Source organism: Sediminicola sp. 1XM1-17, from assembly GCF_037203765.1.
In the GTDB taxonomy this organism is placed as follows: Bacteria; Bacteroidota; Bacteroidia; order Flavobacteriales; family Flavobacteriaceae; genus Sediminicola.
The window spans coordinates 376,621-398,709 of record NZ_JBBCAS010000002.1; the positions used below are offsets into that span (position 1 = coordinate 376,621).

The following is a 22,089-nucleotide window of genomic DNA, read 5'->3' on the forward strand; positions in this document are numbered from 1 at the left end:
TAAATTGAAGTTACATCAATCCACTACTTAGCCCTATCATCCTTCCGCTTGAGATATTTGGAAAGTACGCCATAGACATCTTCCGATATTCGAAAACGGTAAAGTACACCCACGTAAAACAGGGTGATCAAGGTGCCTTTTAAAAAAATATTTACAATCGGGTGAAAAGCGAATCTCAAGGAAACAAACAATGCTATGACCAAGAGCAAGAGTGCTAAAACTTTTATTGTTTCTGATGTAAAGGGCTGTATGCCCAATTTTACTTTCACATAGGCCAGTTTAATGGTGTTATATATAAATATTGCAATAAATGTTGCAATTGCAGCACCATTGATTCCGTATTTTGGGATCAGCCATAAGTTGAACAAAATAGTAAGTACGGCCAAGAGTACGCCCATCACCAATACGGCCCTGTAGTAATCTGAGTTGTACAAAATAGCATTGTTGTTTCCCAATAAGGCGTCATATACTTTGGCCAATCCAATTAATAGGACCACTACAAATCCGCCTCTATAGGCTTCCGGTAATAAATAATAAAGATCATTAAGGTTCAAGATGATCAGGACAAACAAAAGGCCCGAAACAATAAACAGCGTCAAGGAACTTTTCTCATATAGCTTTTTCATACCTAATGTATCCTTCTTGTTCAATAATTCCGCAGTTAAAGGATAGGCTATCTGGTGCATGGACCTTGCAGGTACGGCGATAACTGTGGCTATAAAAATGGCCACACTGTAATAGGCGACATTTTCAATTTGAATGAATTGGTTGATCATAAACCGATCTACTTCCAACAAAATAACGGAAGCGGAACCCCCTAGAATAATTAGCGCACTATAATTGATTATTCTTGGTGTTGACTTGGGAAATGAGAAGATCAAATTTGGCATTCTTAATCGATAGGCATAAATTTTCATCAGAATAGTCCGCAACAAATAAACCCCTACCAGTGCCTTTAAGAATACTTCAATGGAAATAAGTTCATAGAATACCAGGAACAATAAAATGGTGACTCCTATTCTAGCGAATACTTCCTTCATAAAATTTCCAAATACAGATTTCATCCGTATTCTAGCCCAAGCATAGAAGACTTCAAAATAGGCCATGGAAAACCCGATCAGAAATATATACCACACATAACCTTTCACAATTGGATTTTCCTTGGATAGAAAATCTCCAATCACGGTATAACCAACGTACGTGATCGCAGTGGCCGGAATAATCAAAAAAAGTGGCAGGATCAACATCAAGGTTAGAAATCCGTCAGCACTTCTTTTGTCCTCAAAGGAACTATAGTATTTTACCAGGGTATTTGGGACCCCAAAGGCCAACAATGGCATGAGAATGGCAGAAGTGGATAGTATAACCCCAACGAGGCCGTAATATTCATCGGTAAGAAAACGGGTATATAGAAATAGGGTGTTTATGGCACCCACCCCAAACCCTAGATAGGTTACCAAGGTATTCTTAAAAGATTGTTTAAAGATTATTCCCATCCAATAAGCTGCGCTAATTTGCCAGTAAGCTCCCGCCTACAATATTGTTCTATATTCCGACTTTTCACATGAAGCTCATTTTTTTGATATGACTTAAACCATACCTCAAGTTGTTCCTTGATCCCAGTACTTTCATTATAACTAAACGCCTTCCCCGAATTGGTATCCGCGATCATATCGGCCACTTCCCAATTTTGTGGACCAATACCTAAAATAGGACGTTTTGCCTTCATATATTCAAAAACCTTCCCGGGAATTATTCCTTGGGTCTCCTCACTATCTATTTCCACCAATAACAATAGCTGTGAACTTTGTTGCTTTTTTACGGCCTCATCATGTGAAATATAACCAATCAATCTCACATAAGGTTCAAGACCATGACCATAAATAGATTGTAGTACATCTTCACTAACTACTCCTATCAGTTCTAGCTCAAGCTTTTTCTTAAATTCGGAATTTTCTTCGGTTAGCCCTTTTATTGCTTGCCATAACGACTCAGGATTCCTTCCGGTTAACAAGGAACCAATATGTGAAATGGTAAACTTATCGTCCAATTGTTCAATATGTTTTCCATCTCCATCATACCCATTGGTAATGACCTGTATTGGTTTGTCCGTAATCAGGGAAAATTCTTTTTTGGTGGTTTTACTGGTGACCACAATACAATCGGCACTATTGAGTACTTCAGATTCCAATTGGCGATGTTTTACTTGTGAACCTTTCGTAAGCCTTAGTTTTTTATGGTACCCTATGGAAGTCCACGGATCCCTAAAATCTGCTATCCATTGCAAGTCATTCTTGGATTTTAATTCCATCCCGATCAGATGGACACTGTGGGGTGGCCCTGTCGTGATTACCGTCCTTATACCCTCCTTTTCTATCACTTCCTGCAAATACGCTACAGAAGGCCTCACCCAGAATTTTCGTGCATCCGGAATAAATAAATTTCCTCGGATCCATAGCAGTAATTTCTCTACTATGGATTGATCGGTTGACTGAATAATGCCTGAACTAATTCTCTTGGTTTTCTTCTTTGAAAAAAGGCTTGCCAATTGATAAGGCTCAAATATCCTTTGTTTTAATATGTTTATCCCTTCAGGAATTTCGTTTCCAAAACTGGGATCAACAATTGGATAATGAGGATTCTCCGGAACATAAACAATGGGCTCAACATCAAATTCCCTAAGGTACTTTACAAATTTCAACCATCGCTGTACGCCAGGTCCTCCAGCGGGTGGCCAATAATAAGTGATGATTAGCGCCTTTTTCATTACGCTTCTTCCTTTTTACGGGAACTCCATAAAGAAAAGCCGATACCTCCTAAGATGAACAGGCCTAAAAGAACTGAGCTTGCCAAGGTAATTGTTCCCCCGGTCTCTATCACTTCAGGTTGAAATTTAAATTCAATTTTATGGTTTCCTGCAGGCACTTTCATGGCCCTAAGGATATAATTCACCTTAAAGTGAGGAGTTTTGATCCCATCGATATAGGCATGCCAGCCGTTAGCATAATACATTTCAGAAAAAACGACCAAAGCATCCTCGGAACTGATAGACCTATAGGTCAAATGATTGGGTTTATAGTCTACAAGTTTGATGGTTGCCGAAGCATCCTTAGGAAAGGAACGTGGTGCAATATTTGGAAAATCATTCTTATTAAAAACCGCCTCGTTCACAACATCCAAACTATCCAAGGCTTGCATCTCTTTGTTGGCACTTGTTACAGAAATCAGATCGGTTATGAACCAAGCATTTCCATTGGCATAAGGATTTAGAGCTGGATAATCCCTGCCCTCTTCATCTTGCTGCACCACATACTTTACGTTGAGCATATTCAGCACACGCATGTTGTTCTTGTACACATGGAACTCAAATAATTCCTGTAGAGCGGCAGGTTTTGCTGCATGGTACCCTCCGATCGATTGATGAAAGTAGGAAGTTCTCGCTCCATTTAAACCCTCTGAAGGATCATACACTCGGAATATTCCCGGATCTTTTGCTATCTGTTTGTCCATGGCAGTTTCCTGGAAAGGTTCTTCCATTTCCCTTGCCCTGACAAAATCAGTTTCGTTCACATATCGTAGATCAACACCTACAAGGTCAACTATAATTAGTACTCCAAGGGCCACCGTCAATAGGTTTTCTTTGATGCGCTCCTTGAGGTACAACCAAAGGGCGATGGCGGCCAAAAGGACATAAACCAAAGATCGGATCAAATCACTGATATAAACAGCTTCCCTGTCCAACTGTATCATGGTCATAATTTCGTCACCAAAATATTGTCTGTAAGTATCATCACTTTGTCCAACAAAATCAAATGTACCCTTGAATAGGAACAATAGGATCACAAAGCCCAGAACCGTTAAAAAAGAAATTTTTAAGGCGTTCAACTTTTTGGTCTTGTCCAAGGAAGGCTTAAATAATTGCACCAAGGCCATTATTGCCAAGATTGGGGCACACAACTCCAAGATTACTTGTATGGAAGATACTGCCCTGAACTTATCGTATAGCGGAAAGAACTCGATCATGAAGTCGGTCAACAAACCAAAATTCTTGCCCCATGAAAGTAAGAGGGCCATGATGGTACCTCCTACGAGCCACCACTTGGTCCTACCCTTAACCAGGAAAATGCCCATAATAAATAGAAAAAATACAATGGCCCCAATGTATGCAGGGGCGGCCACAATGGGCTGATCCCCCCAATATAGCGGTAGACCACTGGAAAATTCCAAGGCCTTGGACCTAGACAATCCCTGATTGGTCAAATAGGTATAGGCGTTGGATTCCGTGCCCAGGTCTTCACTATTGGAACCTCCAAACAATCTAGGTACAAATAAATTCATGGATTCGGCAATACCATAACTGTATTGGGTAATGTACTCTTTATCCAAGCCACTGGTACTCTCTTTAGGGGATCCATCGGGGTTGATCGTAAGCTCCGTTTTGCCCCTGGTACTCCAATCGGCGTATTCTTTGGTTGCCATTAGACTTGTGGCATTGACCAGAATACCCAAGAAAACAGCACCTATTAGGATACCTAGGGAAATAAAGAAATTCTTGTAGGTTTTATTTTGAATCGCATCAAGGAGATAGGTAGCTCCCACAACCAATACCAACAACATGAAATAATAGGTCATTTGATAGTGATTGGCACTTACCTCAAGAGCCATGGCCAAGGCGGTAAGAATAAAGCCCCAAATATATTTTTTTCTAAAAGTTAGGATGATACCTGCAAGAATTATCGGTAAATAGCCAATAGCGTGTGCTTTGGCATTATGTCCCACCCCTAAAATAATGATCAGATAAGTAGAAAAACCAAAGGCAAGAGCGCCTAGGGCAGATAGTCTGTAATCTACCTTCATACAGCACAATAGAATATAAAAACCTATGAAGTACAGGAATAGGTAATCGGCCGGTCTGGGCAAAAATCGGATCAGTCCATCCAATTGCTTCACATAATTATGGGGGTAATTGGCCCCAAGTTGATATGTGGGCATCCCTCCAAAGGCACTATTGGTCCAATAAGGTTCCTTTCCATTGGTATTCCTAAAATCGGCCTGTTCCTTGGCCATTCCGGTATACTGGGCTATATCGGATTGAAAAATTTTCTTTCCCTGTAAGACTGGGTGGAAGTACGCTAGGGAAGCTACAATAAATAGAACAAGAACAAAGAAATGTATAAATAGCGCTTTAATGCCGATTTTCATGGTTGGTTGATATGGTATTAATTAATCAATTTCCTCAAAGTCAATATATTCCCCAACTTTTTTGGAAGAGGTAGAGGCAGTCCCTTTATTTTTCTCGATGATGACGTCTCCCTCCTTTTCCTCATGGGAAGTAGGTTGATTGGAAAAACCACCAAATTTTTCCCGGAAATGCTGCTCGGTTTTTTTTGCCGCGTATCGTAATATTTTCGGACCAAACCATTTAGCCAATATTTTAAGAAAGAAATATACTAACAGAATGATTAATACCGTTCTTAACAAACCCATATTATTTCAAATATTTATATCAAAAATACAATTATAGCGTTGTATACATAGTGTAAAAGTCATAAAATAATAATAAAAACATGCCTTTAAGTAACCTCCTCGCAATGAAATATCCCTTTGTACTTGCCGTAACATTTCTTTTCCTATTTCCCATTTCGATAAATTCACAATATACCGATGTTATCAATTCCAATAGACCAGGCCAATCCTTTGGAGCTTATGCAATTGGAAAGAATGTGGTACAGGCAGAAATTGGGGTTACCATGGAAAGGGATGAACATGTCAAATTATTCACTGAATCCGATTTCCTGGGAGCGGATCTTACCCTGCGATACGGTTTTCTTTTTGAGCAATTGGAAATCATTTATGAGGGCTCTTATGTTAAGGAAGATATCATCTTTACCCAAAGGAACATAGAGGACAGTAGAATGGATTTTACCAGAAACAGATTGGGTGTGAAATATCTCTTGTACGATCCCTTTAAAAATCCTGAAAGAAATAAGCCCAACCTCTATAGCTGGAAAGCCAATCATGGATTTAAACTGAAAAATTTGGTGCCAGCAATCTCGATCTATGCCGGAGCCAACTTTGTTTTGGGTGAAAACCCGTACTACTACGGAGATCCTATGGTTTCTCCCAAAGCCATGTTAGCCACCCAAAGCAGATTATCCTCAAGGTTTGTGCTTATAACCAATATCGCCTATGACAGAATAGGAACGGATTTCCCTGAAATGAGTTACATCGTATCGGTATCCCATGCTTTGGGGAATCCCAAGTGGAGTGTATTCTTGGAACACCAGGGGATTAAAAGTGACCGCTATGCCGATGCCCTTGTAAGAACGGGAGTAGCTTATTTGTTCCATGAGAATTTTCAGGCAGATCTTAATATCGGAACTAATTTTAAAGATACCCCATCCAAACAATTTGGAACGATCGGCTTTTCGTACCGATTGGATATGCACAAGGACGAATTGATGCCCATAGAGGACCAAAATGGTGGAGAGAATGGCAATATCAATTCCAGCAAAATGAAAAAATCCAAAAAGAAGAAAAACAAAAATAAGAAGAAAGATGAAATTGACTTCTAATCCAAAATAGTCCCTGACAAAAAATAGGTTGATCCTATAACAGCGATAATTGAAGTGTCATTTTATTCTATTGATTAATATCACTAATATTGACGATAGAAAACTTATAAGATGATTACGATAAAAGAAGCCAATAATAAAACTGACTTAAAGAAGTTTGTAACCTTCCCTTTTACACTTTATAAAGATTCCCCTTATTGGGTACCCCCTATCATCAGCGATGAGCTAGCCTCTTTTGATAAGACCAAGAACCCCGTCTTTAAGGACGCCGAGGCTTGGTTTTATTTGGCCTATAAAGGTGACCAGATTGTAGGGCGCGTTGCGGCCATTATCAACCATATTGAGATCAATCAACAAAAGGTCAGCAAAATGCGTTTTGGCTGGTTTGATTTTATTGATGACTATGAGGTTTCTGGGGCCTTATTGGACAAGGTGGCCGACATTGGCAAACAACATCAACTGGAGTATATGGAAGGCCCGGTAGGTTTCTCAAATATGGATAAGGTAGGTGTTTTAACGGAGGGGTTCGACCATATTGGCACCATGATCACCTGGTACAACCACCCTTACTATGTAAACCATTTTGAGCATTTCGGTTTTGTTAAGGAAAAAGAATATTCAGAAAGTAAATTCCCATTTTCCAATGCGGATCCCAAGTTTTTTGAAAAAGCCAATGAACTGGTCCAGCGCAGATATGGGGTCAAGGCTATTAATTTCACCAAGACCAAAGATGTCATGCCCATGGCCGATAAGATGTTCGATCTTTTCAATGAGACCTATTCAAAACTTTCTTCATTTGTTCCCATTACCGACATCCAAAAGGAATATTTCAAAAAGAAATATATCAGTTTTATAAATCCTGAGTATATCAAATTTATTTTGGACAAGGATGACAAGCTCATTGCATTCGGAATTGTGATGCCATCTTTCTCCGAGGCCCTACAGAAAGCCAATGGAAAACTTTTCCCATTTGGGATCTACCATTTGTTGAAGGCTAAAAAGCAGAGTAAGGACGTAATTTTTTACTTGATTGGGGTGGACCCGGAATACCAGAACAAGGGGGTAACCGCAGTAATATTCAGCGAATATCACAAAACGTTCTCCAAAAAGGGGATTGAATTTTGTTACAGGACTCCAGAATTGGAGGACAATGTTGCCATTCGCCAATTATGGAAACACTTTGACCCCAAGGTGTACAAGCGCCGTAAAACTTTCCGAAAGGATTTAAAGTAGCACTGATAACAAATAAAAAATCCCATATTCTTAAATATGGGATTTTTTTGTTTTAATGAATACTAGCAATTATTCGCCCATTGCTGCTGCAACGGCTGCTGATAATCTTTTATAGGTTCCGTTCTGCAAACGCTCACGGATGGCAGAGAAAGCCTCCAAAGTTTCATTGATATCATCCATGGTGTGTGTTGCCGTAGGGATCATTCTCAATAGAATCAATCCTTTGGGAATTACCGGATAAACAACTATAGAACAGAAGATACCATAGTTCTCCCTAAGATCCTTCACCAAGGCCATGGCCTCAGGAATACTACCATTAAGGTAAACCGGGGTAACACAACTACTTGTGGTACCAATATCAAATCCTCTTTCTTTAAGTCCATTTTGAAGTGCATCCACATTTTCCCATAGCTTGGCTTTAAGCTCTGGCATGGTTCGCAACATATCCAATCGTTTTAAGGCACCCTTCACATAAATCATCGGCAATGATTTTGCGAACATCTGTGAACGAAGGTTATATTTCAAATAATCGATGATTTCTTTATCTGCAGCCAAGAAAGCTCCAATACTGGCCATAGATTTGGCGAAAGTAGCGAAGTATACATCTATTCCATCCTGTATCCCCTGCTCCTCACCAGCACCAGCACCTGTTGCTCCCAACGTTCCAAATCCATGGGCATCGTCTACCAAAAATCTGAAGTTGAATTTTTTCTTGAGCTCTACGATTTCTTTCAATTTCCCTTGTTCCCCACGCATTCCGAATACACCTTCGGAGATAACCAAAATACCTCCTCCTGTCTGCTCGGCCATTTTGGTGGCACGTTCCAAGTTCTTCTCAAGACTTTCAATATCATTGTGCTTAAAGGTAAAACGCTTACCCATATGCAATCTCACTCCATCAATAATACAAGCGTGGGAATCCACATCATAAACAATGATATCATCCTTGGAAACCAAAGCGTCAATGGTGGACAAGATTCCTTGGTACCCAAAGTTCAATAAATAGGCCGCTTCTTTGTTCACAAATGCAGCCAATTCCTGCTCCAATTGCTCATGAAAGTCGGTATGTCCACTCATCATCCTTGCACCCATTGGGAAAGCAGCACCGTATTCAGCTGCTGCATCTCCATCTACCTTTTTTATTTCCGGTAGATTGGCAAGGCCTAGGTAGTCATTAATACTCCAGGTTATTACTTCCTTACCTTGGAATTTCATTCTATTGGAAATAGGTCCTTCCAATTTCGGAAAAACAAAATATCCCTCTGCTTGGGAAGCCCACTTACCTAGTGGTCCCTTATTCTCAATTATTCTATCAAATAAGTCTCTCATTTAGACTGCTTAGTTTAGATGGCAAAAGTATAGATTTTTACCAAGGATTCATAAATTATTTTTAAGTAACAAAAAAAAGCAATGACTAGGATGGCCATTGCTTTTAATTCTATCTTAAAAAAGGTCCTTATTTTACGTATTGTATTTCTTGTGGCTCGGATTCATGTTTGCTATCAAAAAATCCTTGATCTTCCATCCATTGATCACTATAAATCTTGCTCATATACCTAGATCCATGATCAGGAAATATCACCACCACATTACTGTCTTTTCCAAATTCCCCTTTCTCATCCAACTGTTTTACAGCTTGCATTACGGCCCCACTTGTATATCCCACAAACATTCCTTCGGTCTTGGATACCTCTCTGGCTGTATGTGCACTTTCCTCATCGGTAACCTTCACAAATTCGTCAATCACGTCAAAATTAGTGGTAGAGGGGATTAAGTTCTTCCCTAACCCTTCTATGCGGTAAGGATAAATTTCGTTTGAATCGAACTCCCTGGTCTCATGGTATTTTTTCAATACCGAACCAAAAGCATCTACTCCAATGATTCTGATATTGGGATTTTTCTCTTTTAGGTATTTTGCTGTCCCGGAAATAGTGCCACCGGTTCCACTACATGCCACCAAATGGGTAATATTTCCATTGGTCTGGTTCCAGATCTCTGGGCCCGTTGAACGGTAGTGTGCCTCAGCATTCAAATCATTGAAATATTGGTTGATATAAATGGAACCCTTTACCTCGTTGTGAAGTCGTTTTGCTACTTCATAATAAGATCTTGGATCATCTGCACTAACATGGGCGGGACATACATAAACCTTGGCCCCCATGGAGCGCAACATATCTATTTTGTCCTTTGACGATTTGGAACTAACGGCCAGAATACATTCATAACCCTTAATGATGCTCACCATGGCGATACTAAAACCAGTATTTCCAGACGTTGTTTCAATAATGGTGCTGTCCTTGGTCAGGATCCCCTTTCTCTCCGCCTCTTCAATAATATAGGCGGCAATTCTGTCCTTTGCAGAATGTCCAGGGTTAAAGGCTTCTACCTTCGCGTAGAAGTTACCTGTAAGACCTGAAGTGATTTTGTTTAATTTGACTAGTGGGGTATTTCCTATGAGTTCTAGGACGTTGTTGTAAGCGTTTATCTTATGTTCCATAAAGGTCGTCTAAGTTAGAATCTATTAGTCTGTTGATTTTAAGATTAATAAAGTTCCAAGGGCAAAATTAATTTTTTTTTCCGAATTAATCGATTTTACCCTCTAAATCTAGTAAAAAGCTATACTCCTTGGCTACTTCCTTAAGGGACTCAAACCTTCCTGAAGCCCCGCCATGTCCAGCATCCATGTTAATATCTAGCAACAAAATATTATTATCGGTTTTATGTGTCCTAAGCTTCGCAACCCACTTGGCAGGCTCCCAATATTGAACCTGGGAGTCGTGCAAACCTGTAATTACGTACATATTTGGATAATCATGGGTGGTCACATTGTCATAGGGCGAATATGATTTCATATAATCGTAATATTCCTTTTCATTGGGATTTCCCCATTCATCATACTCTCCGGTGGTCAGTGGTATGGATTCGTCCAACATGGTGGTAACCACGTCAACAAAAGGTACGGCTGCAATGACCCCGTTGTAGAGTTCCGGCGCCATATTTACTATGGCCCCCATAAGCAATCCCCCCGCTGAACCACCCTCTGCATAAAGATGTTCCCTACTCGTAAAATTATTTTCTATCAGAAATTTGGAGGCATCAATAAAATCGGCGAACGTATTTTTCTTTTTGAGCAATTTACCATCCTCATACCATTTTCTGCCCAAGTATTCCCCTCCCCTGGCATGTACTATGCAATAAATAAAACCCCTATCCAAAAGACTAAGTCTTACCGTAGAAAAATAAGGATCCAAAGTATATCCATAAGAAGCATAGGCATATTGCAACAACGGACTGGTACCATCCAACTTGGTATCCTTGTGGTAGACCATGGATATTGGAATTTTGACGCCATCTTGGGCGGTAGCCCAAACCCGCTTGGATCTGTAATTGACCTTATCGAATTTCCCCCCAAGTACTTCCTGCTCCTTTTTGACTTCCTTTTCCTTGGTTCTCATATTAAAGTCGATTATAGAACTGGGGGTGGTCAAGGCATTGTAACCATATCGCAGTATTTCGGTATCAAAGTCTGGATTGGTACTTACGTAAGCCGTATAGGTTTCATTATCAAAGGGCAAATAGTAACTTTCATCATTGTCCCATCTGGTAATTTTTAATTGATTGAGCCCATTCTCCCTTTCGGAAAGAACGTAATAGTCTTTAAAAATGTCCACATCTTCTAAAAGCACGTTGTCCCTATGGGGTATAAATTCTTTCCAGTTGTCGGAAGAGGTATTCCCTTCGGCAGCTTTCATCAATTTAAAATTGGTAGCTCCATCTTTATTGGTCAACACATAAAAATTGTTTCCATAGTGTGCAATGGAATATTCCAAGCCCCGTTTTCTTGGGGAAAACATCTTAAACTGGGAAGAAGGCTTGTCTGCTTCCAAAAATTGATACTCTGAGGTCAGCGTACTGGCAGAACCTATGATGATGTACTTTTTGGATTTTGATTTGTAAACGTATGTATTGAAAGTTTCATCAACTTCATGAAAGACCAGTACATCATCTTCAGCAGGCGTTCCCAGCACATGCCTATAAATTTTATCGGATCGAAGGGTAACGGGATCCTTTTTGGCATAGAACAAGGTTTTGTTATCATTGGCCCATACAGCCCCGCCTGTGGTATTCTCAATTTTATCAGGATATATTTCTCCAGTTCGTAAATTTTTGATCTGCAGGTGATACTGCCTTCTTGAGACCGTATCCACTCCAAAGGCGGCCAAGTTATTATCTATACTGATGGCCAATCCTCCCAAATTGAAATAGTCATGTCCCTCGGCCAGAATATTACAATCAAACATAATTTCTTCAGGGGCATCCTCCGTTCCTTTCTTTCTGGAATAAATGGGATAATCCCTATCCTTTTCATATCTGGTTATGTACCAGTACCCATTTTGTTTATAGGGAACCGAAGAATCATCCTCTTTGATACGGGACTTCATTTCTTCGAAAAGTGCAGCTTGAAATTCTTTGGTATGTGCCGTCTGTTCTTGGTAATAGGCTTTTTCCTGTTCAAGGTAAGCTATGACATCAGGATTTTCCCTATCATTCAACCAATAGTAGTTATCAATTCTAACATCACCATGTTTTACAAGTTCCCTGGGTATTTTTTTTGCGATCGGAGCTTTTAATTCAACCATTTCCTTACTATTATTTTGACAAGAAGCTGCAAAGCTAATACTTAATAAAAAAAATAATTCCTTTTTTCCCAAGAGTCTCATAAAAATCATCTTTCTCCAAACAATTTAGTAATTTTGAACACTTAATAGAAAAAAAACGATGTTATGTTTGGAGATTTAATGGGAATGATGGGAAAATTGAAAGAAACCCAAGAAAAAGTGAAGGCTACCAAGGAAAGATTGAACCATGTTTCTTTGGAAGAGAAGTCTTCGGATGATCTTTTGAGAGTAACCATTACGGCCAACAGAAAAATAAAGGCCATACAAATTGATGACAGTTTGCTGAGCGATAAGGAACAATTGGAAGATTACCTTATTTTGACCTTGAACAAGGCCATAGAAAAAGCTACTGAAGTTAATGAGGCCGAACTTGCGGCCGTGGCAAAAGAGGGTATGCCCAATATCCCCGGAATGGATGCTTTCCTGAAATAACGAACCCTAGGTAGAAAGCAATTTTAAAGTCCCACAAAAGTTCTTTTTGGGACTTTAAAATGTTAAGGTTTGACTATTGTCAGCAGTATTATGGTATGGATAAAAAAAGACAGCCAAAAGTTTAGTATTTTTAGTAAAAAGCCAATTCGCAAATGATCCAGATAAAAAAGCACAAGGAAAATTCCTACCGTTTTAGCGTAAATACCTCCTCTGGGAGTACTATTTTGGAAAGTATTGATTTTTCCAATATAGAGGATGTCAAAAAGTCCGTCGCAGAGCTACAGGGAGCTTTGAATGAACGAAAGATTTTTGAGCGTAAAACGGACCATAGTGGTAAATTCCTGTTTCTTTTAAAAAACAAGGAAGGGCAGCTTATTGGCAGCAGTCAACTTTACAGTTCTGAGGCTGGAATGGAAAATGGCATCAAAAATTTAAAAACCTATTTTGACACCATTTCCAATATCCCTGAACTATAGGTTTTTTAATATTTTGAGAAATTCTTCATGCTGCGCATCGGAATAGTCCAAATGGGTCACGACACGTAGTTTTCCCTGCCCCATCCCTATCAAATGTACATTTTTGTCCTTTAATTTTTGTACAAAGGTTTCAGCACTCATATGTGCCTCATCAATCTCAAAGATAATAATGTTGGTTTCAATGGGTTCTACCTTCTTTATAAAGGATAATTGATTTAGCAAAACACCTATTTCATCCGCTTTTTTATGATCTTCTGCCAGACGATCCAACTGATGGTCCAGAGCATAAATGCCTGCAGCAGCCAAAAATCCTGCTTGTCTCATTCCTCCTCCCAAAACTTTTCGCACACGGAGGGCCTTGTGAATAAGCTCGGAAGTGCCCACCAAAACAGAACCCACCGGGCAACCCAATCCTTTACTGAGACAAACACTGATCGTATCGAACAACGCCCCATATTGCTTTGGACTTTCATTTTTAGCAATCATGGCATTCCACAATCTGGCGCCATCCAGATGATAGGCCAGTCCATGGGCATCACATACTTTTCTAATCCTCTTCAACTCCTCAAAATCCCAACAGGCACCACCGCCTTTATTGGTGGTATTCTCCACACAAACCAATGAAGTCAAGGGACTGTGGTAAAAATCGGGCGGATTTATGGAGGCTTCCACCTGAGCTGAGGTCATCATGCCCCTATGGCCATCTACCAGTTTACAGGAGACACCACTGTTAAAGCTTATACCACCACCCTCATAATTATAAATATGGGCAAATTTATCGCAGATCAATTGTTCTGCCGGCTGTGTATGCAGTTTTATGGCCGCTTGGTTGGTCATGGTGCCACTGGGAAAATAAAGTGCAGCCTCCATTCCGAACATGGCGGCAACCTTTTCCTCCAAGGCGTTCACGGATGGGTCCGCTTTAAAAACATCATCCCCTACTTTTGCGGACATCATGGCGTCCAACATTCCCGGTGTAGGCTTGGTCACCGTGTCACTTATCAAATTTATTTCCAAAATATAGCTGTTATTTTAATTTGTATACTCCAAACAATCCATACCAATAGGAGATCCATCTGGAATTTCCGGACTTGGTATTACTTTGAATTCTTCCGGATGGTTGTAGAAATTATCAATCCTTCGAATCATTTCCCTACTGATGGCGTCTTTGGATTTTGATGCCAATTCTGACTTTAGTTCCATCAATTTGTTGCTGGCAATGGCATTGACCTGTGGGTGCACCTTATTGTGTGCAGCCAAATTCATGATATGGAACAAAACTCTGAAATTGATAGATTGTTGTACCTCGTTCTCATAGGCATCCTTATGATTGTTCCCTAAGGTACCTTTTAACAAGGCGTCCAAAACCTCTGTCAATCCAAGATTGGATGTCTCCAAGCTTTTCTGCTGAATGAGTCGGGATGCCCGTTCTGGATGTAGCAATAGACCTAGGGTCATATCTGCTGCCGTTTCTGGTGCTGATAGAGCATCGAACGAAACACCCGTTTTGCCTTTAAAAGACTCCCTGGTTCTGTTATACCCTATTGCTCTGGGCGGAAAAAGGGACAATTTCTCCTTTGGAATGGCAATAACTTCGGCATCCAATGTATTTAGAATACTTTTTAGGGCCTTCATCTGTGTGTCCTTATCCACCGTTTTCACGGTCAACTGTCCATCTCCCTTTACTGTATAGTTGTAGTCCAAGCCTCCAATTACCTTGGAAACTGCTTCGGTCTGATATCTGTGAAAAAAAAATAAGGGAACGAAGACATCCTCCAAAACAGAATTGGGTTCATTTTTTCTAATATTATCCATAGAAAAATTTGATATGGCCGCTTTTCTCAATTCCAACATATCCATAAGTTCTTCACTTGCCGCTTTTCCATTGTCCCATAAATGGCCCAACACATGAGCCCCACCTTCTGGTCTGGCGTCCGCATCGGAAATATAACGCAATCCCTTATCCCGAGCCTCGTTCAAAATAGCATTGAGGGCTTCCCTTTCATTGGTTCCCTCCGGGAACTGTGCATAGGAATAGGCTACGGTGAACTTATCCCAAGCACCTATTCCTGTGGCATAAGCCTTGGAAAAATCTATTGCTCCGTTTTCAATTGAAAATTGGGGATGGGGATAGTCCATTACGGACGCCCTATCATTGGTGCTTGCCGCAAAATTATGGGCAAAACCAAGGGTGTGCCCAATTTCATGGGCGGATAATTGTCTGATCCTGGCCAATGACATTTCCAAAAGATCTTGGTAATTGTCGTCACGTTCGGCAAAAGGTTTGTCCATCAAGGCTTGAGCGATCAAAAAATCTTGCCTAATACGCAAACTGCCCAAACTCACATGGCCTTTCATAATTTCCCCAGTTCTGGGATCCGTGATACTACTTCCGTAACTCCATCCCCTAGTAGACCTGTGTACCCATTGGATCACATTGTAACGCACATCCAAAGGGTCGGCATTATCTGGTAGTATTTTCAATTGAAATGCATCTTTATACCCTATTGCTTCAAAAGCTTGGTTCCACCATTTGCCACCATCCAACAATGCCGAACGAACCGGCTCCGGGGTACCATTGTCCAGATAATAGATGATGGGCTCCACGGCCTCACTGACGGCAGCAGTTGGATCCTTTTTCTCCAACCGATGGCGTGTTACATATTGTTTTAGTATAGGTTCCTGAACCGGAGTGGCGTAGTCATAATAGGAAAAGGGGTAGGAACCGCTTCTGGGATCAAATTCCCTTTTATTATAACCATCATCTGGAAGCTCAATAAAGGAATGATGTTGGGCAACTGTTACAATTTTGGTGTTCGGGGCAACACCTTCCAAAAGTTTCGCCTTTTCCTCTGCTACTCCGGTAAAGGTCAACATAATATCCATCTCCACGTTTTTGGGAAATGCTTTTGTCCTTTCCAAGTCAATGGCACTCTTACTTTTATCCAAACTATAATTCCCCTGCTTCTTCTCCTTTAATCTAATGGCAACCCCATGCACATCCTGCATTAAAAAGTCGGTCATATCAATGATAAAGCGACCGTCCTTTTCCTCTTCTATTTTAAATCCGAATAGAATGGACTTGGCAAAAGCCTGCTCAATAGATTTTTTTTCCAAGGAATTCTCTGTAATGGCCCTATACTTTAAGTTGGGCTGTACCAAAAGGAGTTTATTTCCTGCCCTTTTAAAATAGACCACCTGTTCATTGCCCAATTGGCCACGGTCCAATCCAAGATCATTGCTTCCAATGCCACTGCTCAGAGAATACACATATAAGAATTCTTTATTAAGATCCTGTACTTCCATGAACACCTTATCATTCCCTTGATCATAGTAAAAAGTGAAGAGACCTTCGAACTTCTTGAAATTTTTACTTTTTTCAGAAAATTGGGCAGACAACATGGAGGTTGCAGTCAAAAAGACCACAGCAAACTTTAATAGATATTTCATAGGAATAAAAATTGAAGTTCTAAATTTATGTAAAATGATTCAAACATTATTATCTCCTGAAAATATTATAGAAAAATCCGTGATACCGTAAAATTATACCGCCCTATCGTGCCAAAAGATAATTCTTGGGTCAATCCAAAAAAATAATGTCGCTAATTGACTAAAATAAAGTACCTTAAGTAAAATTTTACTTATGAGCTCTGAAATTAAAAAACCTATTTTCTCCTCCTACATGAACGACCCCAATCTCTTTGATGAAGTTTTTGAAGCCCAAGGGAAAACCAAAAATGTTTATCAGAAGTTGTTTGATCTTTATGGAGACCACTCAATTCAGGATTATGTCCAATTGAACAATAAGGCTAAATCCTCTTTTTTCAACCAAGGAATTACTTTTCAGGTTTATGGGGACCATGATACCAAAGAGAAAATATTTCCCTTTGACCTCTTCCCAAGAATCATAGATTCTGATGAATGGGAAATCATTGAGCGTGGAGCCATACAGAGGAGCAAGGCTTTAAATCTTTTTTTATGGGATATCTACCACGATAAAAAAATTATCAAAGACGGTATCGTTCCCTTAGATCTTATAAGCTCTTCCGCGAATTATCTTCATCAAATGATCGGTGTTGATCCCCCCGGAGGAATTTACAATCATATTTCCGGAACGGATATCATCAAACATTCCGATGGACAATATTACGTACTTGAAGACAATATAAGATGTCCATCGGGTGTCAGTTATGTCATTTGCAACCGAACAGCCCTAAAAAGGGCTTTATTTGGTGTATTTAACCATTATAAGACACATACAGTAACGAACTACGCAGAAAACTTACTTGAAATACTGGAGAGTGTTAAGCCAAAAGGGGTAGATGTCCCCAATTGCGTGGTGATAACACCTGGCATGTACAATTCTGCCTTTTACGAGCATTCCTATTTGGCGAAGGCCATGGGCGTAGAACTGGTAGAAGGCCGGGATCTGTTCGTGGAGAACGATTTTGTGTATATGAAAACCATCCGTGGACCTATCAAAGTTGATGTGATCTACAGAAGGGTAGATGACCAGTTTTTAGATCCGCTGGAATTTCGAGCAGATTCTTCTCTTGGGGTACCGGGACTGTTTGCAGCCTATTTAAAAGGCAATGTGTGTTTGGCCAATGCCCCTGGAACGGGTGTTGCTGATGATAAGGCGGTCTATACGTATATGCCACAGATCATTAAATACTATTTGAATGAAGAGCCTATCCTAAACAATGTGCATACCTATCATTGTAGCCGTCCAGATGAATTGAAATATGTACTGGAACACATTCATGAGCTGGTGGTCAAACCAGTGGACGAAGCAGGTGGATACGGAATTTCCATAGGCAATAAACTAACCAAAGAAGAGATAAAAACGGTACAGCAACAGATCAAGGAACATCCAAGAAAATATATTGCACAACCCATAATGTCATTGTCGGTACACCCAACCTATATTGACGATAGTGAGTCTTTTGAACAGCGTCATGTAGATCTTAGGACCTTTACCCTATTGGGCAATAAAAAAGAGTTTGTGCTGAAAGGTGGGCTCTCCAGGGTAGCGCTCAAAAAAGGCAACCTTGTTGTAAATTCTTCACAGGGAGGTGGATCAAAAGATACTTGGGTATTAAAAAAATAAAACTGACTTATGCTAGCAAGAGTTGCGAATAACCTGTTCTGGATGGGGCGTTACATTGAACGTGCCGAACACGTGGCCAGATATTTGAATGTAAATTATTTTTCTTCCTTGGATGCTCCCAATGAGCTGTCCCAATCAAGGCAGTTTGTGCTCAGATCCATGATGTTCTTTGTAGGTGAACCCATACACGATCATTCCGAGGAGTTAAAAGAGGGGGAAATATTATACAACATCGGACTCAATCCGGATATGTCTTACTCCATTATCAATAATGTGAAGTATGCCAGGGAAAATGCCAATAGCGCCAGGGATTTGATATCTACGGAACTCTATGAGGCCATTAACAAGTTCTATCATTTTGTCATCAATTATTGTAAGGACGATTTTACAAAAAAGGGATTGTATGATTTTACCATGAACATTGCCGAAATGACAGCCATTTTACGGGGTAAAATCAGGGGTACACTCTTACATGACGAGGTATATGCCATCATAATGTTGGGCATCAATATTGAAAGGGCCACCCAAGTAATCAGAATAATTAATGCCAAGTATAACGACGCGGTATATACCAAGGGAAATTACAGAGATAAAATAAGCAATAGCTTTGAATGGATTACCCTATTAAAATGTGTGGAATCCTATGATATGATGAGGCGATTTTACAAGAAGACCCCCAATAGCATATCCACCTTGGAGTTCCTTATCTTAAATCCTGATTGCCCCCGCTCCGTAATCAACAGCATCAATCAGGTGTACAAACATATCAAGGTCTTGGATGAATCAAAAAATCCGGATAAGAATTCTACGGCATTTTTGGTCAGTAAGGTTAAAGGGGAGTACGAGTTCAAATATGCCGAGGAAATTGAAGAGGATATGCAAAGTTTTATTGAAAACATTCTCAATAGCCTGGTACAAATAAGCCAGAAAATGGAAAAAGAGTTTTTTCACTATTGATTAACAATGCATTGGCTTACTTTTGCAGCTTCAATTCCATAGGATGTCCTTTGAATATACAGTAACCTACAAGGCCGAAAATAATTACGAGAACACCGTTGAAGATGCGGCCTGGCAATTCTTGATCGTTCCTGAAACCAATGAATCCCAAGAACTCATTGCGATTGATTTTCATAATTCATTGAATGCCAAATTTGAATATTCTATCAATGGGTTGGGGTTTCAAACTATTAGGGTTACCCCAAAACAACCCTTCCAAAATATAAATTTTAAAGGTTCCTTTACGTTGATCAAAAAATACTTGAACCCTTTTGAGAATCTGCCGGTTTTCAACAGGGCTGAAAATTATAAAGAAATACAAAGTTTAAGTTTTCAAGTAGATTTTGAGCCCTTTCTTCGTAAAACAGCGTATACTGCCCTACCCAAAAAAGCTGAAGGTATTTTTAAATTTGAAACTTCTGTAAATATCTTTGAGAACTTGCAGCAATTGAATCATTGGGTCTATAATTTTATACATTTTAAATCCGGAATTACCCATGTGGATACCAAATTGGAGGAAATTTTAGCACATAAGACTGGGGTTTGTCAGGATTTTACCCATTTATTCTGTGCTTTGGGAAGGATAAATGGTATACCTACCCGATATGTTTCCGGTTATCTTCACCAGGGAATTGGATATTTTGGAGATTCCCAGATGCATGCTTGGGCAGAATGTTATGTCCCTGAAGCTGGATGGATTGGATTTGACCCCACTAATGATCTGTTGGTCAACGAAAACCATATAAAGGTATCCCATGGAAAGGATTACAATGATTGCTCTCCTTTAAAAGGTGTAGTTTATTCTTTGGGTAAAAATGAGACCGTTCATTCGGTGGAAGTACATTCACAACAATAAATAACCTTTTCTTTTTCCTCAAGAATCAAAAAAAAGAACCCTATTTTTGGGTCAAAATATAGCATATGATAACTACAGACCATTATAAGAGTCTCATTGATCGCCTTGGTGCGTTAAGGAGGTATCTTTGACATAGATGCCAAGCTTGTCGAAATAGAAAACGAAGAAGAAAAAACACTGGAACCTAATTTTTGGGACAATCCCCAAAAAGCACAGGCACACATGAAGTTGATACAATCCAAAAAACAATGGGTTGACGATTTCAATGAGGTAAAATCCCTATTGACCGACTTGGAAGTTCTGATAGAATTCCAAAAAGAAGGTGCAATTCCAGAAGAAGAGGTTCAATTGCATTATGACAAAATTGTCGATGCTCTGGAGCATCTGGAATTCAAGAATATGCTTTCAGACGAGGGTGATGATCTCAGTGCCGTATTACAAATTACTGCAGGTGCTGGGGGAACGGAAAGTTGTGACTGGGCCGCTATGTTGATGCGCATGTATCTGATGTGGTGCGAAAAAAACGGATATAAGGTTAAGGAAGTAAACTATCAGGACGGTGATGTAGCTGGGATCAAGACGGTCACTTTGGAAATTGAGGGCGATTTTGCCTTTGGATGGTTGAAAGGAGAAAATGGTGTCCATAGATTGGTTCGTATTTCCCCTTTTGACAGCAATGCCAAAAGGCATACCTCTTTTGCTTCGGTCTATGTATACCCCCTTGCGGATGATAGCATTGAAATAGATATCAATCCGGCTGATATCTCTTGGGCCTTTGCAAGATCTGGAGGTGCTGGGGGACAAAATGTAAACAAGGTAGAGACCAAGGCCATCCTGACACACCACCCGACCGGAATTGTGGTGCACAACTCAGAAACCCGATCCCAACTGGACAATAGGGAAAATGCAATGCGATTGTTAAAATCGCAATTGTATGAAATTGAATTGCGCAAAAGGCAGGCCGCCCGTAATGAAATAGAAGCATCCAAAATGAAAATAGAATGGGGCTCGCAGATCAGAAACTATGTAATGCATCCCTATAAATTAGTGAAGGATGTTCGTACGGGAGAGGAAACAGGAAACGTGGATGCCGTTATGGACGGGCAGATCAATCCATTCCTTAAGGCCTATTTGATGATGATGGGACAAAAGGAAGAAACCAAATAGCCCTGATGTTGCTTTTTCTATTTTGGGGTGTAAGGAAATCAACAGCCTGTAGACCCTTTATTCATTACATTAAAAAAGTTGAACGGTAAAAAATGAATTATGATCAAAATATATCATAATCCTAGATGTCGAAAGTCTAGGGAAGCGTTGGAACTATTAAAAGAATCCGGCAAAGAATACGAAGTGGTCAAATACTTGGAAGAAATCCCCACCAAAGAAGAACTGAGGGAGGTATTAAACTGCCTATCCCTGAAAGCAGAAAACTTGGTTCGCAAAAATGAACCGATCTGGAAGGAAAAGTTCAAGGGCAAATTACTATCGGAAGAGGATATTATCAATGCAATGATTGCTTACCCAAAGCTAATTGAAAGACCCATTGTCATAGAGGGCGGAAAAGCCATTATCGGTAGGCCTCCGGAGCGGGTCCAAGAAATGCTCTAGATTCTATTTAATTTTTTTGTTTAACGTTTTTTTGTTATTGTTTAACAAACTTTAACGTTGATTTTTAGCCAAGCCGCTTTTGTTGAATGTGATTTAACATACATTTAACCAAAGCGGCTTAAAC

Annotated in this window: 18 protein-coding genes; 9 read left to right on the forward strand and 9 right to left on the reverse strand. The window is 39.9% G+C overall.

All coding sequences use genetic code 11. The annotated features are described in order from the left end of the window. Positions 1-23 precede the first annotated feature (23 nt). From WAA86_RS04710 to WAA86_RS04725, 4 genes are read right to left on the reverse strand one after another with little or no spacing between them, the layout of a single operon-like run. Positions 24-1,496, reverse strand: coding sequence for an oligosaccharide flippase family protein (locus WAA86_RS04710; protein WP_337299829.1), 1,473 nt, complete (start codon positions 1,494-1,496; stop codon positions 24-26). After that, the gene (locus WAA86_RS04715) at positions 1,487-2,767 is read right to left on the reverse strand and encodes a glycosyl transferase family 1 (RefSeq protein WP_337299830.1); all 1,281 of its coding nucleotides are present in this window, start codon (positions 2,765-2,767) and stop codon (positions 1,487-1,489) included. Before WAA86_RS04715 ends, WAA86_RS04710 begins: the two co-directional genes overlap by 10 nt. Next, on the reverse strand, positions 2,767-5,202 hold the full coding sequence (locus WAA86_RS04720) for a YfhO family protein (protein ID WP_337299831.1): 2,436 nt from the start codon (positions 5,200-5,202) through the stop codon (positions 2,767-2,769). The genes WAA86_RS04715 and WAA86_RS04720 overlap by 1 nt, the downstream gene beginning before the upstream one ends. Before the next feature lie 21 nt (positions 5,203-5,223). Beyond that, a complete protein-coding gene (locus tag WAA86_RS04725) occupies positions 5,224-5,487 on the reverse strand; it encodes a DUF4834 family protein (RefSeq protein ID WP_337299832.1) in 264 nt (87 codons plus the stop codon). A gap of 104 nt (positions 5,488-5,591) precedes the next feature. Between WAA86_RS04725 and WAA86_RS04730 the strand changes: the two genes are divergently transcribed. Both WAA86_RS04730 and WAA86_RS04735 read left to right on the forward strand, forming a co-directional pair. Next, complete coding sequence (locus tag WAA86_RS04730) at positions 5,592-6,575, forward strand: transporter (protein ID WP_337299833.1); 984 nt, start codon at positions 5,592-5,594, stop codon at positions 6,573-6,575. A 111-nt stretch (positions 6,576-6,686) separates the two neighbouring features. Then, on the forward strand, positions 6,687-7,808 hold the full coding sequence (locus tag WAA86_RS04735; RefSeq protein WP_337299834.1) for a GTP cyclohydrolase: 1,122 nt from the start codon (positions 6,687-6,689) through the stop codon (positions 7,806-7,808). Positions 7,809-7,877: 69 nt separating this feature from the next. On the opposite strand, the gene WAA86_RS04740 is transcribed toward WAA86_RS04735, so the two are convergent. The 3 genes from WAA86_RS04740 to WAA86_RS04750 all read right to left on the reverse strand — a co-directional run bounded on the left by WAA86_RS04740 (position 7,878) and on the right by WAA86_RS04750 (position 12,529). Continuing rightward, complete coding sequence (locus WAA86_RS04740) at positions 7,878-9,137, reverse strand: aminotransferase class I/II-fold pyridoxal phosphate-dependent enzyme (RefSeq protein WP_337299835.1); 1,260 nt, start codon at positions 9,135-9,137, stop codon at positions 7,878-7,880. A 127-nt stretch (positions 9,138-9,264) separates the two neighbouring features. Continuing rightward, entirely contained in the window at positions 9,265-10,305 is a 1,041-nt protein-coding gene (locus tag WAA86_RS04745; protein WP_337299836.1) for a PLP-dependent cysteine synthase family protein, read from the reverse strand. An 85-nt stretch (positions 10,306-10,390) separates the two neighbouring features. Continuing rightward, entirely contained in the window at positions 10,391-12,529 is a 2,139-nt protein-coding gene (locus tag WAA86_RS04750) for a S9 family peptidase (RefSeq protein WP_337299837.1), read from the reverse strand. A 63-nt stretch (positions 12,530-12,592) separates the two neighbouring features. Between WAA86_RS04750 and WAA86_RS04755 the strand changes: the two genes are divergently transcribed. Then, positions 12,593-12,919, forward strand: a complete 327-nt coding sequence (locus tag WAA86_RS04755; protein ID WP_337299838.1) for a YbaB/EbfC family nucleoid-associated protein — start codon at positions 12,593-12,595, stop codon at positions 12,917-12,919. Between the two features lie 152 nt (positions 12,920-13,071). After that, positions 13,072-13,395, forward strand: a complete 324-nt coding sequence (locus tag WAA86_RS04760; RefSeq protein ID WP_337299839.1) for a YegP family protein — start codon at positions 13,072-13,074, stop codon at positions 13,393-13,395. On the opposite strand, the gene WAA86_RS04765 is transcribed toward WAA86_RS04760, so the two are convergent. Together WAA86_RS04765 and WAA86_RS04770 are read right to left on the reverse strand one after the other, a co-directional pair. Next, positions 13,390-14,412 (reverse strand): threonine aldolase family protein, encoded by a 1,023-nt coding sequence (locus tag WAA86_RS04765; protein WP_337299840.1) that lies wholly within the window; start codon positions 14,410-14,412, stop codon positions 13,390-13,392. The genes WAA86_RS04760 and WAA86_RS04765 overlap by 6 nt on opposite strands. Before the next feature lie 15 nt (positions 14,413-14,427). Beyond that, positions 14,428-16,845 (reverse strand): zinc-dependent metalloprotease, encoded by a 2,418-nt coding sequence (locus WAA86_RS04770; protein WP_337299841.1) that lies wholly within the window; start codon positions 16,843-16,845, stop codon positions 14,428-14,430. 193 nt (positions 16,846-17,038) lie between these two features. On the opposite strand from WAA86_RS04770, the gene WAA86_RS04775 reads away from it, so the two are divergent. From WAA86_RS04775 to arsC, 5 genes are all read left to right on the forward strand, one after another. Next, positions 17,039-18,505 (forward strand): circularly permuted type 2 ATP-grasp protein, encoded by a 1,467-nt coding sequence (locus WAA86_RS04775; RefSeq protein WP_337299842.1) that lies wholly within the window; start codon positions 17,039-17,041, stop codon positions 18,503-18,505. 9 nt (positions 18,506-18,514) lie between these two features. Then, positions 18,515-19,462: an alpha-E domain-containing protein gene (locus tag WAA86_RS04780; protein ID WP_337299843.1), complete on the forward strand. Its 948-nt coding sequence runs from the start codon at positions 18,515-18,517 to the stop codon at positions 19,460-19,462. 43 nt (positions 19,463-19,505) lie between these two features. Continuing rightward, complete coding sequence (locus WAA86_RS04785; RefSeq protein WP_337299844.1) at positions 19,506-20,357, forward strand: transglutaminase-like domain-containing protein; 852 nt, start codon at positions 19,506-19,508, stop codon at positions 20,355-20,357. A 65-nt stretch (positions 20,358-20,422) separates the two neighbouring features. Then, a protein-coding gene (gene prfB / locus WAA86_RS04790; protein WP_337299845.1) for a peptide chain release factor 2 occupies positions 20,423-21,524 on the forward strand; the annotation gives its coding sequence in 2 pieces (ribosomal slippage) (positions 20,423-20,485 and positions 20,487-21,524; 1,101 coding nt in all). A gap of 99 nt (positions 21,525-21,623) precedes the next feature. Further along, positions 21,624-21,965 (forward strand): arsenate reductase (glutaredoxin), encoded by a 342-nt coding sequence (arsC, locus tag WAA86_RS04795; protein WP_337299846.1) that lies wholly within the window; start codon positions 21,624-21,626, stop codon positions 21,963-21,965. Positions 21,966-22,089 lie beyond the last annotated feature (124 nt).

Bases quoted from the DNA above. Each gene is read 5' to 3' on its own strand.
- WAA86_RS04745 (WP_337299836.1), bottom strand. From the start codon at position 10,305: ATGGAACATAAGATAAACGCTTACAACAACGTCCTAGAACTCATAGGA.
- WAA86_RS04735 (WP_337299834.1), top strand. From the start codon at position 6,687: ATGATTACGATAAAAGAAGCCAATAATAAAACTGACTTAAAGAAGTTT.
- WAA86_RS04755 (WP_337299838.1), top strand. From the start codon at position 12,593: ATGTTTGGAGATTTAATGGGAATGATGGGAAAATTGAAAGAAACCCAA.
- WAA86_RS04715 (WP_337299830.1), bottom strand. From the start codon at position 2,767: ATGAAAAAGGCGCTAATCATCACTTATTATTGGCCACCCGCTGGAGGA.
- WAA86_RS04720 (WP_337299831.1), bottom strand. From the start codon at position 5,202: ATGAAAATCGGCATTAAAGCGCTATTTATACATTTCTTTGTTCTTGTT.
- WAA86_RS04780 (WP_337299843.1), top strand. From the start codon at position 18,515: ATGCTAGCAAGAGTTGCGAATAACCTGTTCTGGATGGGGCGTTACATT.
- WAA86_RS04770 (WP_337299841.1), bottom strand. From the start codon at position 16,845: ATGAAATATCTATTAAAGTTTGCTGTGGTCTTTTTGACTGCAACCTCC.
- WAA86_RS04730 (WP_337299833.1), top strand. From the start codon at position 5,592: ATGAAATATCCCTTTGTACTTGCCGTAACATTTCTTTTCCTATTTCCC.
- WAA86_RS04710 (WP_337299829.1), bottom strand. From the start codon at position 1,496: ATGGGAATAATCTTTAAACAATCTTTTAAGAATACCTTGGTAACCTAT.
- arsC (WP_337299846.1), top strand. From the start codon at position 21,624: ATGATCAAAATATATCATAATCCTAGATGTCGAAAGTCTAGGGAAGCG.
- WAA86_RS04775 (WP_337299842.1), top strand. From the start codon at position 17,039: ATGAGCTCTGAAATTAAAAAACCTATTTTCTCCTCCTACATGAACGAC.
- WAA86_RS04785 (WP_337299844.1), top strand. From the start codon at position 19,506: ATGTCCTTTGAATATACAGTAACCTACAAGGCCGAAAATAATTACGAG.
- WAA86_RS04750 (WP_337299837.1), bottom strand. From the start codon at position 12,529: ATGAGACTCTTGGGAAAAAAGGAATTATTTTTTTTATTAAGTATTAGC.
- WAA86_RS04740 (WP_337299835.1), bottom strand. From the start codon at position 9,137: ATGAGAGACTTATTTGATAGAATAATTGAGAATAAGGGACCACTAGGT.
- WAA86_RS04725 (WP_337299832.1), bottom strand. From the start codon at position 5,487: ATGGGTTTGTTAAGAACGGTATTAATCATTCTGTTAGTATATTTCTTT.
- WAA86_RS04760 (WP_337299839.1), top strand. From the start codon at position 13,072: ATGATCCAGATAAAAAAGCACAAGGAAAATTCCTACCGTTTTAGCGTA.